Here is a 13,071-nt window from a genome sequence, read left to right as displayed (position 1 = left end):
GTCGAGCCGAAATCTCACTGAATCGCAGAGTTGTGTGACGCGGAGCGTCACGAACTGCATTACCACGCGGAGCGTGGGAACGATAGTCAGCGTGGTTTCAGCCTCGTATTTCGGTATCTCCATAAACACTGGAACGCAGGAGCGAGCGGTCAGCATTTGAGGAGACATCAAACCCGCGCCTGCACGTTCACCCAATAGCGGGTGAAGCGTTGTACATGCACCGGGAGGGCGAGTTCCAGCATGTCGAGGATGCGCTCGCTGTCGGCCAGCGGATAGCTGCCGGAAATCAGCAGGCTGGCGATTTTTGCATCGCAGTTCAAACGACCGCGTCGATAGCGACCCAGCTCGGCAAGGAAGTCGGAGAGCTTCATGCGCGACGCCACCAGCATCCCGTCCGCCCACGCGCCACTGCCCGCATCTATAGGTTTCACGCTGTCCCAGGCATCACGGCTGAAGGTCACTTGCTGGCTGGCCCGCAGCATCAAACCGGGGCCGCTCCTGCCAAGCGGGGCTATTTCAAGGGCTCCGGCAAACACCGCCAATTGCGTGCGCCCATCCAGCTGGCGCAGGTTGAAACGGCTGGCGCCTGTCGATGCCCTGACCGTGCCCTCGGCGCTCAACAGGCTCAGCGGGCGGCTGTCCGCCGAGGCGGTCATGAGGATTTCGCCCTGCAACAGCTTGATCAGGCGCTGCTGTGCATCGAAACGCACATCGACCGCGCTGGCAGTATTCAACTGCACCTGACTGCCATCGCTCAAAGCCACCTTGCGCTGCTCGCCAACGCCACTGTTGTAGTCGGCCAGCAAGGGTTGCAGGGCGATCTGCTCGCGCAGACTCCAGCCTGCTGCCGAGCCTGCGCCGAGCAACAACAGCAGTTTCAGAGCGTGCCGACGGCTGGCGGATTTCGGCGCATTGAGTGTCGCATGCGCCAGCGGCGAAGACAGTCCGCTGAGGCGCTGGTTGACCCGCTTCATATGCGCCCAGGCCCGCTGATGTTCGGCGTTGCCATTGAGCCAGAGCTGCCAGGCCTGCTGACGACGCGCATCCAGCGTGCCTTCCTGCATTTCCAGCAGCCAGCCGACCGCCTGCTGCGCCACGCCAGGCGAGATGTCGGATTTGTTCAAGGACTCGTTGCTCGGGTTCATAAGGCGAAATAGCAGCGCAGTGCGGCCTTGTTCAGATGGCGTTTGACCGTTGCAATGGAGATGCCCAGTTCGGCGGCAATCTGGCCGTGGCTCAACCCGTCGACCTGCGACATCAGAAACGCCCGCTTGACCAGCAGCGGCAGGCCGTCCAGCAGTTGATCGAGTTCCACCAGTGTTTCGAGAATGATTGCCCGCTCTTCTTCCGAAGGCGCCACGCATTCCGGCAGTTCGGCCAGCGCCTGGTAGTAGGCGTGCTCCAGGTCCTGACGCCGGTAGTGATTGCACAACACACGTTTGGCAATCGTCGTCAGAAAGGCGCGAGGCTCGACGATCTGCTGCGTATCGCGTGCGCCCAATACCTTGATGAAGGTGTCCTGGGCCAGATCCGCTGCGCTGTGCGGGCAGCCGAGCCTGCGCCGCAACCAGGTTGTCAGCCAGGTGTTGTGTGCCCTGTACAGGCTTTCGACAGTGTGATTGAGAGCGGAGTGGGCGATGGGCATCACGGGGAACAATCCACGGGGACTCGTTGATGGCGTGGATTCTGGCAGACTCTTTTGCGTATGAGAATATTTATCATTAATATTGCGGTTCATTTATCCCACTCAGGGACGAATGGCGCAAACAGCTGGCATTCATCGCGGCCTCTTCCCGAGGGCTGGTGAGCCGGCTTCCCAGGTTTCACGAATCAATGAAGACCCTTTGATGGATGTCACCACCGCAAGCGGTTCGCTGCCGGAAAAACGCATGGCGAAATCCAGAAGCAAGGGCCTGACGGTTGCCTATCGGCTTGCCGTTACCTCGCGGGCGCTGGCGGCCGTGTTTGCCGGTTATCTGCTTGCCTCAGTGGTCAGCATCTGCGGTGCGCAGTGGCTGCCCATCCCCCGCGCCGAAGCAGTGGTGACAGGCATGATGCTGTCCTTTCTGGTTTATCTGGTCGCGGTGCTCTGGTGTTTTGCCTGCCGCACGGCGTTGCAGGCCTGGGTCGGAGTGCTAGCGCCGTGCGCATTGCTGGCGGCTGCCTGCGCCTGCGGTCGGTGGCTATTGTGAAAGAGGGTTTTCGTCAGTCGATGGCCTGGTTGCACACCTGGGTCGGCTTACTGTTCGGCTGGCTGTTGTTCGCGATTTTTCTGACCGGCACGCTTTCCTACTTCAAGGATGAAATTACCCAGTGGATGCAGCCGGAAATTCCGGTGCGCGCTCTGGATGCCGGTGCCAGCGTGCAGCGGGCTCAGGATTATCTGCAAAGCCACGCCGCCGGGGCTACGCGCTGGTTCATCAGCCTGCCGGACGAGCGCACGCCGGGCCTGACGGCTGGCTGGCTGCCCGAAGGCAAGCAGGGCCAACGCAATAACTTCGTGCGCAAGCTACTTGACCCGCAGACCGGCAGCGAGGTGCAGGCACGCGACACGCGCGGCGGTGATTTCTTCTACCGTTTTCACTATCAACTGCAGATGCCTTATCCCTGGGGGCGCTGGCTGGCGACGAGCGCCGCGATGGTGATGTTCGTTGCGTTGATCACCGGCATCATCATTCACAAAAAAGTCTTCAAGGAATTCTTCACGTTTCGTCCACGCAAGGGCCAGCGTTCCTGGCTGGACGGGCATAACGCGCTTGGCGTGCTGGTGTTGCCGTTCCATCTGATGATCACTTACAGCAGTCTGGTGATCTTCATGTCGATGGTGATGCCCGCGAGCATCCTCAGCCAGTACGACACGGTTCAAGCGTTCTACCGCGAAGCCTATCCGTCCCCGGAAATGCTCAAGCGAGAAGGCAAGCCTGCGCCGTTGGTAGCACTTGCGCCGTTGGTCAATGCGGCGAACGCGAAGTGGGACAGCGGTCAGGTGGGTCGGGTGATCGTCAATAATCCGGGCGACAGCACCGCCTCGGTTCTGCTGACGCGTGATGACAAGGGCAGCATCGTGCCGGATCGGGGCGGGGCGCTGACGTTCAGCGGGTCGAGCGGCGCGTTGCTGAACGAAGTACCCGAGCGCCCGGTCGCGCTGCTGATTTCCAGCGGGATGTACGGTTTGCATGTAGGCCATTTCGCCGAGCCGCTGCTGCGCTGGATGTACTTCATTTTCGGGGTCGCCGGAACCGCAATGATCGGCACCGGGCTGGTGATGTGGCTGGGCAAGCGTCAGCTCAAGCACGCTAAAACCGGCGTGCTGCCACTGGAGTTGCGTCTGGTGGAAGTGCTGAACATCGCCAGCATGTCCGGGTTGATGATTGCCGTGGCCAGCTTCTTCTGGGCCAATCGTCTGCTGCCTTCGGGTTTCATCGGGCGTGCCGATTGGGAAGTCAGCGTGTTCTTCACATGCTGGGCGTTGTCAGTGCTGCACGCCCTGGTGCGCAAAGGGCGCAGTGCATGGCGCGAGCAACTGGGGCTGGGCGCGGTGCTGTTTGCCGGGCTGCCGCTGCTCGATCTGCTGACCAGCGGCCGCTATCTGCTGGGTTCGCTGATGTCGGGAAGCTGGGTAATGACGGCCTTTGACCTGACGGCGCTGGTCACCGGGCTGTTTCTTGGCTGGGCGGCACTGAAGTTCACGGCTGTACCCGCCCGTAAAACATCCGGCGTTGCCTTGCAGCCCACACCTCAGGAGAGCCACTGATGCTGTTGGCTGCCTTGTTGTGCTACGTAGGGTTCACCTGCCTGTGCCTGTCCATGGCGCGCCATTACAGTGAACTGCTCAAAGGCCCGTTGACTGAACAGCGGCGTCGGGCGCTCAAACTGGTCGGCTGGGGCGCGCTGCTGTTGTCGTCATGGGCGGCGGTTCAGGCCGATGGCTGGATGATGGGCACGGTGCACTGGTTCGCCGCATTGATGAGCAGCGCGGTGTTGCTGGTTGCGCTGCTGCCGTTCCGGCCGCGTTGGGTGCTGGCGCTGGCAGGCTGTGGCGTGCTGCTCAGCCCGTTGGCAGCCGTGAGTCAATTATTGGCCTAACGCCAGCCGGTATTCGCCCGGCGTGGCCCCCGTGGCCTGACGAAACCGGTTGCTGAAATGGCTGGAGCTGGCGAAGCCGCAGGCCAGCGCGATCTCGCCCAGTGGCTTGCCGGTGCTGCGCAGCAACTGGCGAGCCTGTTCGATACGTCGCGCCAATAGGTACTGGTGTGGCGGCAAGCCGAAGCTTTCGCGAAACATTCGCGCGAAGTGGTATTCCGACAGCGCACACAGGCCTGCCAGTTGACCGAGGCTCAGCGGGTCGGCGAGGTGCATTTCGATGAAGTCCACCAGATGCCGCCGCAGGTGTGGTGCCAGGCCGCCTTTCAGGCGCAACCCCTCGCGCAACCCTACCTGACTGAGCAACGCATGGCTGACCATCTCGTGCGCCAGGCTGCTGGTCAGCAGACGCTCGCCGGGCTCTGCCCAGTTCAGGCGGATCAACTGCCGGAAGCGTGCGGCTTGTGCGGGGTCTTCCAGAAAGGTGTTTTCCCGCAGTTGCATCTCACGCGGCTCGCGATCCAGTAGTGTCACGCAGCCCAGCGCAAACTGTTCCGGGCTGAAATACAGATGCGCCAGACGGATCTCGCCGTTCACCACCCAGGCGGACTCATGACCGGCAGGCAAGATGCACAGCTTGCCCGGCGCACCTTTCTGGTCGGGTCTGCCGCGGCGAAACGTCCCGGTGCCGTCCTCGATATAGCACGACAGCGTGTGGTGGGTCGGTGCGTGATATTCCTGCGAGTCATGCCGATTGTTCCACAACGCCGCCACCAACCCGTCGCCCAGCGGGGCGCTCTGCTCCAGATTGGCATTGGGTGAACTGTTCAGGGCCTGAAAGACCTGGATGGATTCAATAGCGGGCATGACGATTCCTCTAGGATTTGTATCCTACTCGCTGGCGACGCCGCTGCCAGTAGCGCTTGAAGCAAATGCGCAAGATTGTGCAAGCGCTGGCAGACCGGTACGCAGCAGACTGATGGCTCATCAAGGAGCCTGCACCATGAACATTTCGCTTTATCTGCTGACTGTGCTGATCTGGGGTACGACCTGGATCGCCCTGAAACTTCAACTCGGCGATGTCGCGATTCCGGTATCGATCGTCTATCGCTTCGCGCTGGCGGCTCTGGTGCTGTTTGCATTCCTGTTGCTGACAAAGCGTCTGCAACCGGTCAACCGTCGTGGTCAGTTGATTTGTCTTGCGCAAGGCGTGTGCCTGTTCTGCGTCAACTTCATGTGTTTCTACACGGCCAGCCAGTGGATACCCAGCGGGCTGATCGCTGTGGTGTTCTCGACTTCGACGCTGTGGAATGCGCTGAATGCGCGGGTGTTCTTTCGCCAGAAAATCGCCGGTAACGTTATGGCCGGTGGTGCCATGGGCCTGATCGGGCTGGCATGTCTGTTCTGGCCCGAGCTGTCCGGGCACAGCGCCAGCCGCGAGACCCTGATCGGTCTGGGCCTGGCCCTGCTGGGCACACTGTGCTTCTCGGCGGGCAACATGCTGTCGAGCCTGCAACAGAAAGCCGGCCTGCGTCCGCTGACCACCAATGCGTGGGGAATGTTCTACGGGGCGACGATACTGGGGCTCTACTGCCTGCTCAGCGGCACGCCGTTCACCTTCGAATGGAACACGCGTTACGTAGGCTCACTGCTGTTCCTGGTTATTCCCGGCTCGGTGATTGCGTTCACCGCCTACCTGACCCTGGTCGGGCGCATGGGGCCGGAACGCGCAGCTTATTGCACTGTGCTGTTCCCGATTGTGGCGCTGAACATCTCGACGTGGGTCGAAGGCTACCAGTGGACCGTGGCTGCCTTGCTCGGGCTTGTGCTGGTGATGGCGGGCAATGTGCTGGTGTTCAGGAAGACCAGGCCGGTTGCCGTCTTGGTCGGCGGCAAACTGGCCTGAGTCGATGTTCATCCTCGGTTATAGAGCAGGAATGCCTTAGCCCTTCCACACCTGCGGATTGACCAGGTCCTGCGGCCGCTCGCCCAGCAACGCATTGCGCAGGTTGTGATAAGCGCGCTCGGCCATCGCCTGACGGGTTTCGGTGGTGGCCGAGCCAATGTGGGGCAGGGTGACGGCGTTCTTGAGCTGGAACAGCGGCGATTCTTGCAGCGGTTCTTTTTCGTAAACGTCCAGACCGGCACCGCGAATGGTGCCGTTCTGCAGGGCTTCGATCAGCGCGGGCTCGTCGACAATCGGGCCACGGGCGATGTTGATCAGGATGGCACCGGGCTTCATCAGGCTCAGTTCGCGACGGCCGATCAAGTGTTTGGTCTTTTCGCTCAGTGGCACTACCAGACAGACGAAATCCGCTTCGGCCAGCAATTGGTCCAGGCTGCGAAACTGTGCTCCCAGTTCCTTTTCAAGCTCGGTCTTGCGGCTGTTACCGCTGTACAGGATCGGCATGTTGAAGCCCAGACGGCCACGACGGGCGATGGCTGCGCCGATATTGCCCATGCCAACGATGCCCAGCGTCTTGCCGTGCACGTCGGTGCCGAAGTGCGGAGGCTCGATACTGCGCGTCCACTGTCCGGCCTTGGTGTAGGCATCCAGTTCGGCGACGCGGCGGGCGCTGCTCATGATCAGCGAGAAGCCCAGGTCGGCGGTGCTCTCGGTCAGTACATCCGGCGTATTGGTGAGCAGAATGCCGCGCTCGCTCAGGTAGTCGACATCGTAGTTGTCGTAGCCCACCGAGATGCTGGAAACCACTTCCAGTTTCGTTGCATTTTGCAGCTGCTCGCGACCCAGCTTGCGGCCTGAGCCGATCAGCCCATGGGATTCAGGCAAGGCTTCGTTAAACTGGGCGCTGATGTCGCCCAGCTTGGGGTTGGGCACGATCACATTGAAGTCTTGTGCCAGGCGCTCGGCCATTTCTGGAGTAACACGGCTGAAGGCGAGTACGGTTTTTTTCATTGGGCAGTCACTCTTGAGCGGTTGAATGAGTAGCACGCTAACATTCCTCTCCGCTCTTTGGCAGCCGCTTTTTACAGTTGTACGATGTCAGAACGAGGACTTGAGGGCCTGCACATGCAGATCCGCCTCATCGGCCGCGAGAATTTCCGGCAGGGAACCTCGCAGGTATTCGACCCAGGTTCTGATCTTGGCATCCAGATACTGGCGTGACGGATAGATGGCGTACAGGTTCAGCTCCTGCGAGCGGTAATCCGACAGCACTCGCACCAACGTGCCGTTGCGCAACCCTTCTATTGCCGAATAGATCGGCAGAATGCCAATTCCCATGCCGCTGGAAATCGCGGTTTTCATGGCATCCGCAGAATTGACCAGCAGCGGCGAGCTGTTGATGGTGACCATCTCCTGACCTTCCGGGCCATCGAACAGCCATTTGTCCAGCGGGAACACCGGGCTGACCAGGCGCAGGCACGCATGATTCAGCAGGTCGGCAGGCTTGTGGGCCATGCCAAAGGTTTTGACGTACTCGGGCGATGCACACACGATGCTGTAGGTAATGCCCAGTCGCTGAGACACAAAGCCGGAGTCTGCCAGTTCGCTGGCCAGCACGATCGACACGTCATAGCCTTCTTCCAGCAAGTCCGGCACGCGGTGGGTCATGGTCAGGTCGAACGCGACGTCAGGGTGGTTGCGGCGATAACGGGCGATGGCGTCAATCACGTAATGCTGGCCGACGCCGGGCATCGAATGCACCTTGAGTTGCCCGGCCGGGCGGGCATGCGCGTCGCTGGCTTCGGCTTCGGCTTCTTCTACCGAGGCGAGAATCTGCTCGCAGCGCAACAAGTAGCGCTTGCCTGCTTCGGTGAGGGCAATGCGTCGGGTGGTGCGATTGAGCAGGCGCGTCTGTAAATGTGCTTCAAGGTTGGAGACCGCGCGCGAGACGTTGGCGGTGGTGGTATCCAGCACGGCGGCGGCAGCAGTGAAGCTGCCCGCTTGCGCCACGCAACTGAAGGCACGCATGTTTTGCAGGGTGTCCATGGGTACTTCTCTGAGTAGATGGCAAATTGTGACATGAAGTAACGGATGCATGTATCCAGACCAAAGGATTATCGCCGTTTCAGTAACAAAGATTCACAAATATCCCCGCTTATCGCCGCGTCAAGCGCCGCCTAGAATCGCCGCCATTCAAGGTGTATTACCTCCGTTCGGGAACTCGCAGCTGTGCCGCGTCGCATCATCAGAGGGCTCTGGCCCGTCGGTATCCTGGCTTTTACGCTGGTCCTCAACGGCTGTATCGGAACACATGGAATCAAACCGCAGGGCAGTCTTCTGCACGCGGACAGCCTGGCCACCGATCAGGCGATTCAGAGCGCTGCCCTCGACGCCCATTGGCCCGCAGCGCAATGGTGGCGTGCCTACGGCGATGCGCAACTCAATCACTGGGTCGATATTGCTACGCTTGGCAGCCCGGGTCTGGCGCTGGCCGCTGCCCGTGTGCGCCAGGCAAGAGCGATGGCGCAGATCGCCGAGTCATCCGAGTCGGTGCAGGTGCAGGGCAGTGCCAGCCTGATGCGCCACGACTGGCCCGAGGATCAGTTTTATGGTCCCGGAGCGCTGGCCGATACTCGCACCTGGGACAACAATGCGTCGCTGGGCCTGAGCTACGCGCTGGACCTGTGGGGGCGTGAACGCAACGCCAGCGAGCAGGCCCTTGATCTGGCGCACGTGAGTGCTGCCGAGCAGCGTCAGGCGCAGCTCGAATTGCAGGAAAACGTGGTTCGCGCCTACATCCAGCTGGCCCTTGAATACGCCCGACTGGACATCGCCGAGGCAGCGCTGGCCCAGCAGCAACAGATACTCGATCTGGCGCAGCGTCGCCTCAAGGGCGGGATCGGCACGCATTTCGAGATCAGTCAGGCCGAAACGCCATTGCCCGAGGCCCACCGGCAGATTGATGCGCTGCAAGAGGCCATCGCCCTGAGCCGCAATCAGCTGGCTGCTCTGGCAGGTAAAGGGCCGGGAGAGAGCGCGGCGCTGCAACGGCCCACGCTGTCGTTGCACACCGAGCTGAAAATGCCGTCGGCATTGCCCGCCGAACTGTTGGGACGGCGGCCCGATGTGGTGGCCGCGCGCTGGCAGGTTGCGGCGCAGGCGCGCGGTATCGACGTTGCGCATGCGGGCTTTTATCCCAATGTCGATCTGGTCGGCAGCCTGAGCTACATGGCCACGGGCGGCGGCATGCTGGAGTTTCTGACCGGCAGTAAGCTGGGTTACAAGGTCGGGCCAGCCATCAGCTTGCCGATTTTTGACGGCGGGCGCTTGCGGGCGCAGCTGGGTCAGGCGTCGGCCGCTTATGACCAGGCCGTGGCGCATTACAACCAGACGCTGGTGATGGCGTTGAAAAGTATTTCCGACCAGCTTATTCGTCGCGCCTCGATGGACAAGCAACAGGCATTGGCCGCCGAGTCGGTAACGTCGGCACAAAAGACCTACGACATCGCATTGATTGCCTGGCAGCGCGGGCTGACCGATTACCTGAACGTGCTCAACGCCCGGACCCAGTTGTTTCGCCAGCAGCAGATTCAGCAACAGGTTGAGGCTGCGCGCCTTAATGCCTATGCCGGGCTGGTGGTAGCGCTGGGCGGGGAGAGCGGCGGTTGCCATTCTTCAGGCACCACTGCTGATCTTGAGTGTGCGAAATGATTGCTGCCTTTGAGCGCGTGACCGCTTTGCCTTGGCGTCGTGAATTTCGTAGTTGGGCGCGCAGTGACGGGGTGACCTGGGTTTACCTTTTCAAGGTATTGATCGCTGCATTTCTGACGTACTGGCTGGCTCTGCGCCTGGAGTTGCCGCAGCCGCACACGGCGATTATCACCGTGTTCATCGTCATGCAGCCGCAGAGCGGGCAGGTGTTCGCCAAAAGTTTTTACCGCCTGCTGGGTACGCTGGCCGGGTCGGCCATGATGGTGCTGCTGATGGCCCTGTTTGCGCAGAACCCGCTGCCGTTTCTCGGCAGCCTGGCGCTTTGGGTCGGTATCTGTTCCGCAGGTGCGGCGCGTTATCGCAACTTTCGTGCTTACGGCTTCGTGTTGGCGGGGTATACGGCCGCGATGGTAGGGCTGCCCGCCCTGGCGCATCCCGAAGGTTCATTCATGTCAGCGGTGTGGCGAGTGCTGGAAATCACCCTGGGGATCCTCTGTTCCACTGCGGTGAGTGCGGCAATTCTGCCGCAGAGTTCCAGTGCCGCCATGCGCAATGCGCTGTACCAGCGCTTCGGCGTATTCGCCCGTTTCATGGCCGAGGGTTTGCGCGGGGAGATTGCACGCACGGCATTTGAAACCGGAAACGTGCGCTTCGTCGCCGAGGCCATCGGTCTGGAAGGGCTGCGCAGCGTCACAGTGTTCGAGGACCCGCACATGCGCCGACGCAACGGGCGGCTCAATCGTTTGAACAGCGAGTTCATGGCCGTTACGACGCGCTTCAATGCACTGCATCAGTTGCTTGAACGGCTGCGGCTGGAACGTGCCGATACGGTGTTGAGGTACATCGGTCCCGGTCTTGAAACCCTCGCAGAGCTGCTTGATGTGTTCGCCGACCGCGCGTTGACCAACGATGATGCTGCGCTGCTGGTCACGCGCCTTGAGACGTGCAGGGCGCAGTTGCCCGAGCGGGTCAGAAGCCTGCGCGCCGAGCTGGAACACACCCTGCCGAGCGACGCCGAACGACTCGATTTTCATACGGCGTTCGAGCTGCTGTACCGGCTGGTCAGCGAGCTGCATGATTACGCACTGACCCACGCATCGCTGGCCGATCACATCCATGCGCGTGAGCAGTGGAACGCTTCATTCGTGCCGCGTACCCACTGGATGACAGCCCTGGCGTCCGGAGCCCGCGCGACCTGCGTAGTCGGCCTGATGAGTGCATATTGGGTGCTGACAGCCTGGCCCAGCGGCGCGAGCATGGTCCTGGCTTCGGCGGCGACTGTCGCGCTGTCATCGACCACCCACAACCCCAGGCGCATGTCGTTGCAGATGGCCGGCGGTACTTTGCTCGGCGCACTGCTGGGTTTTGTCGAAACCTTTTTTCTGTTCCCGCACATCGACGGCTTCCCGCTGCTGTGCCTGCTATTGGCCCCGGTGTTTGTGCTCGGCGCCTTTCTGGGTTCACGTCCGCAGTGGACGGGATACGGCCTGGGGCTGCTGATTTTTTTCAGCCTGGGCTCGGTGCCGGACAACCTGACGGTCTACAACCCTTACACCTTCATCAACGATTACCTCGCGATGGTCATCGGCATGCTGATCTGTGCCGCAGCGGGGGCGATCATCCTGCCACCCAACAGCCGCTGGATGTGGCAGCGTCTGGAGCAGGCCTTGCGCAATCAGGTGGTGTTTGCGATTGGCGCACCGCTCAAGCGTCTGGGTTCAAGCTTCGAAAGCCAGACCCGCGACCTGATGCATCAGGCGTACGGTCTGGCGATCAGCAAACCCTTGGTGCAGCGCGAGCTGTTGCGCTGGATGTTCGTGGTGCTGGAAATCGGCCACGCCATTATCGAGCTGCGCCGCGAACAGGCAATTCTGCCGATTCATCCGGCCTACGCCGAATACCAACCCTGGCGCATCGCGTTGCGCGTCATGGGACGCGCCTTGGTACGCCTGTTCATCCAGCCCGATGCGGTCAATCTGCAGCGCGGCCTGTCGGCGGTCGATCAGGCCATCAAACGGGTGCAGGAGGCCGATGAACCCTTCGCCTCGCATTTCGACACCTCGGTGCTGCGTCGGGTGAAAAGCTATCTGCACTTTATCCGCACCTCGCTGCTGGACCCGCAATCGCCGCTGGCCGCCTATGGCGTCGAACGCGCCCATTCAGGAATGGCCCATGCCGCGTGAAATAGCCTTCCACGGTCTGTACATGCCGAGCCTGACGCTGATGTTTCTGCTGGCTGTCGTTCTGGCATGGGCGCTGGATCGTCTGCTGGCTGGTTTTGACCTGTATCGGCATTTCTGGCACCCGGCCTTGCTGCGCTTGTGCGTGTTTATCTGCATCTTCGGCGCTCTGGCGCTGCCCCTTTATCGTTGACGCCTGAGTCGAGAAATATCCGCATGAAAAAGTTCTATAGCCTTCTTGCCACATTGTTGGTGTTGGCAATCGCGCTCTGGGTTGGTCGTACGCTGTGGGTCGACTACATGGATACGCCGTGGACTCGTGATGGTCGGGTACGCGCCGATATCATCAATGTAGCCGCCGATGTGTCCGGCACCGTGGTCGATGTGCCGGTGCACGACAATCAACGGGTAAAACGCGGCGATTTGCTGATGCAGATCGACCCGGAACATTACCGGATCGCAGTCCGCCAGGCGCAGGCATTGCTGGCTTCACGCAAGGCGACGTGGGAGATGCGCAAGCTCAACGCGAAGCGCCGTGCCGACATGGATGAACTGGTCATCTCGGCAGAAAACCGTGATGACGCGAGCAATGTCGCCACCTCGGCGCTGGCTGATTACCAGCTGGCGCAGGCGCAACTGGAAGCGGCCGAACTTAACCTGTCCCGCACGCGGGTGTTGGCGGCGGTGGACGGTTACGTCACCAACCTCAATGTCCATCGTGGCGACTATGCACGCATTGGCGAAGCGAAGATGGCCGTGGTCGATATGAACTCGTTCTGGGTCTACGGTTTTTTCGAGGAAACCAAGTTGCCGCACCTTAACGTGGGCGATCCTGCCGATATGCAGTTGATGAGTGGCGAAGTGCTAAAAGGCCATGTCGAAAGCATCGCACGCGGTATCTACGACCGCGACAACCCGCAAAGTCGCGAATTGATCGCTGATGTGAACCCGACCTTCAACTGGGTGCGTCTGGCCCAGCGCGTGCCGGTGCGCATTCATCTGGATTCCGTACCGGAAAGCGTATTGCTGGCTGCGGGAATGACCTGCACGGTGATCGTCAGGCCGATAGACGGCTGATGCTAGAGGACGCAGAGCGTCCAGAACGGCATGCGACGCGGAGCGTCGCACGATACTTGCGAGCCTCGGATACACCACTGCGGGTGTGGGGGGGGGCAAGAGCTGCCGGGGGCG

At 61.1% G+C, this 13,071-nt stretch carries 13 protein-coding genes; 8 read left to right on the top strand and 5 right to left on the bottom strand.

The genetic code is table 11. The features are described from left to right. Window positions 1-167 precede the first annotated feature (167 nt). Complete coding sequence (locus RYB09_RS20345; RefSeq protein WP_316889943.1) at window positions 168-1,145, bottom strand: FecR family protein; 978 nt, start codon at window positions 1,143-1,145, stop codon at window positions 168-170. Then, entirely contained in the window at window positions 1,142-1,645 is a 504-nt protein-coding gene (locus RYB09_RS20340) for a sigma-70 family RNA polymerase sigma factor (protein ID WP_316890032.1), read from the bottom strand. Before RYB09_RS20340 ends, RYB09_RS20345 begins: the two co-directional genes overlap by 4 nt. A 202-nt stretch (window positions 1,646-1,847) precedes the next feature. Here RYB09_RS20340 and RYB09_RS20335 point away from each other — a divergent pair, with 202 nt between their 5' ends. The 3 genes from RYB09_RS20335 to RYB09_RS20325 are packed head-to-tail and all read left to right on the top strand — an operon-like array spanning window position 1,848 to window position 4,086. Continuing rightward, window positions 1,848-2,192 (top strand): DUF3649 domain-containing protein, encoded by a 345-nt coding sequence (locus RYB09_RS20335; protein ID WP_122281319.1) that lies wholly within the window; start codon window positions 1,848-1,850, stop codon window positions 2,190-2,192. Window positions 2,193-2,212: 20 nt separating this feature from the next. After that, the gene (locus RYB09_RS20330) at window positions 2,213-3,754 is read left to right on the top strand and encodes a PepSY-associated TM helix domain-containing protein (RefSeq protein ID WP_316890031.1); all 1,542 of its coding nucleotides are present in this window, start codon (window positions 2,213-2,215) and stop codon (window positions 3,752-3,754) included. Beyond that, window positions 3,754-4,086 (top strand): DUF3325 domain-containing protein, encoded by a 333-nt coding sequence (locus RYB09_RS20325; RefSeq protein WP_057401246.1) that lies wholly within the window; start codon window positions 3,754-3,756, stop codon window positions 4,084-4,086. The genes RYB09_RS20330 and RYB09_RS20325 overlap by 1 nt, the downstream gene beginning before the upstream one ends. On the opposite strand, the gene RYB09_RS20320 is transcribed toward RYB09_RS20325, so the two are convergent. After that, window positions 4,075-4,950, bottom strand: coding sequence for an AraC family transcriptional regulator (locus RYB09_RS20320; RefSeq protein WP_316889940.1), 876 nt, complete (start codon window positions 4,948-4,950; stop codon window positions 4,075-4,077). The genes RYB09_RS20325 and RYB09_RS20320 overlap by 12 nt on opposite strands. Before the next feature lie 136 nt (window positions 4,951-5,086). On the opposite strand from RYB09_RS20320, the gene RYB09_RS20315 reads away from it, so the two are divergent. Then, the gene (locus tag RYB09_RS20315) at window positions 5,087-5,989 is read left to right on the top strand and encodes a DMT family transporter (RefSeq protein WP_057422374.1); all 903 of its coding nucleotides are present in this window, start codon (window positions 5,087-5,089) and stop codon (window positions 5,987-5,989) included. Window positions 5,990-6,025: 36 nt separating this feature from the next. Here RYB09_RS20315 and RYB09_RS20310 read toward each other — a convergent pair whose 3' ends face one another. Both RYB09_RS20310 and RYB09_RS20305 read right to left on the bottom strand, forming a co-directional pair. After that, window positions 6,026-7,000, bottom strand: coding sequence for a 2-hydroxyacid dehydrogenase (locus tag RYB09_RS20310; protein ID WP_058400607.1), 975 nt, complete (start codon window positions 6,998-7,000; stop codon window positions 6,026-6,028). Between the two features lie 87 nt (window positions 7,001-7,087). Next, a complete protein-coding gene (locus RYB09_RS20305; protein WP_002552240.1) occupies window positions 7,088-8,035 on the bottom strand; it encodes a LysR family transcriptional regulator in 948 nt (315 codons plus the stop codon). 183 nt (window positions 8,036-8,218) lie between these two features. Here RYB09_RS20305 and RYB09_RS20300 point away from each other — a divergent pair, with 183 nt between their 5' ends. Genes RYB09_RS20300 through RYB09_RS20285 form a run of 4 tightly spaced genes read left to right on the top strand, consistent with a single transcriptional unit; the run spans window position 8,219 to window position 12,957 of the window. Beyond that, window positions 8,219-9,700: an efflux transporter outer membrane subunit gene (locus RYB09_RS20300; RefSeq protein WP_316889938.1), complete on the top strand. Its 1,482-nt coding sequence runs from the start codon at window positions 8,219-8,221 to the stop codon at window positions 9,698-9,700. After that, on the top strand, window positions 9,697-11,883 hold the full coding sequence (locus tag RYB09_RS20295) for an FUSC family protein (RefSeq protein WP_316889935.1): 2,187 nt from the start codon (window positions 9,697-9,699) through the stop codon (window positions 11,881-11,883). The genes RYB09_RS20300 and RYB09_RS20295 overlap by 4 nt, the downstream gene beginning before the upstream one ends. Continuing rightward, window positions 11,873-12,073, top strand: coding sequence for a DUF1656 domain-containing protein (locus tag RYB09_RS20290; RefSeq protein ID WP_058408858.1), 201 nt, complete (start codon window positions 11,873-11,875; stop codon window positions 12,071-12,073). The genes RYB09_RS20295 and RYB09_RS20290 overlap by 11 nt, the downstream gene beginning before the upstream one ends. A 23-nt stretch (window positions 12,074-12,096) precedes the next feature. Continuing rightward, entirely contained in the window at window positions 12,097-12,957 is an 861-nt protein-coding gene (locus RYB09_RS20285) for an HlyD family secretion protein (protein WP_219171030.1), read from the top strand. Window positions 12,958-13,071: the final 114 nt, after the last annotated feature.

Origin of the sequence: Pseudomonas syringae group sp. J254-4, from assembly GCF_032586855.1 — a bacterium.
Classification (GTDB): Bacteria; Pseudomonadota; Gammaproteobacteria; order Pseudomonadales; family Pseudomonadaceae; genus Aquipseudomonas; species Aquipseudomonas amygdali.
The sequence above is the reverse complement of the archived record's forward strand: the minus strand, read 5'-3'. Positions and strand labels throughout refer to the sequence as shown.

What these genes read in the sequence shown, in the direction of transcription:
- RYB09_RS20345 (WP_316889943.1), bottom strand. Translation starts at nt 1,145, where the DNA reads ATGAACCCGAGCAACGAGTCCTTGAACAAATCCGACATCTCGCCTGGC.
- RYB09_RS20340 (WP_316890032.1), bottom strand. Translation starts at nt 1,645, where the DNA reads ATGCCCATCGCCCACTCCGCTCTCAATCACACTGTCGAAAGCCTGTAC.
- RYB09_RS20335 (WP_122281319.1), top strand. Translation starts at nt 1,848, where the DNA reads ATGGATGTCACCACCGCAAGCGGTTCGCTGCCGGAAAAACGCATGGCG.
- RYB09_RS20330 (WP_316890031.1), top strand. Translation starts at nt 2,213, where the DNA reads ATGGCCTGGTTGCACACCTGGGTCGGCTTACTGTTCGGCTGGCTGTTG.
- RYB09_RS20325 (WP_057401246.1), top strand. Translation starts at nt 3,754, where the DNA reads ATGCTGTTGGCTGCCTTGTTGTGCTACGTAGGGTTCACCTGCCTGTGC.
- RYB09_RS20320 (WP_316889940.1), bottom strand. Translation starts at nt 4,950, where the DNA reads ATGCCCGCTATTGAATCCATCCAGGTCTTTCAGGCCCTGAACAGTTCA.
- RYB09_RS20315 (WP_057422374.1), top strand. Translation starts at nt 5,087, where the DNA reads ATGAACATTTCGCTTTATCTGCTGACTGTGCTGATCTGGGGTACGACC.
- RYB09_RS20310 (WP_058400607.1), bottom strand. Translation starts at nt 7,000, where the DNA reads ATGAAAAAAACCGTACTCGCCTTCAGCCGTGTTACTCCAGAAATGGCC.
- RYB09_RS20305 (WP_002552240.1), bottom strand. Translation starts at nt 8,035, where the DNA reads ATGGACACCCTGCAAAACATGCGTGCCTTCAGTTGCGTGGCGCAAGCG.
- RYB09_RS20295 (WP_316889935.1), top strand. Translation starts at nt 9,697, where the DNA reads ATGATTGCTGCCTTTGAGCGCGTGACCGCTTTGCCTTGGCGTCGTGAA.
- RYB09_RS20290 (WP_058408858.1), top strand. Translation starts at nt 11,873, where the DNA reads ATGCCGCGTGAAATAGCCTTCCACGGTCTGTACATGCCGAGCCTGACG.
- RYB09_RS20285 (WP_219171030.1), top strand. Translation starts at nt 12,097, where the DNA reads ATGAAAAAGTTCTATAGCCTTCTTGCCACATTGTTGGTGTTGGCAATC.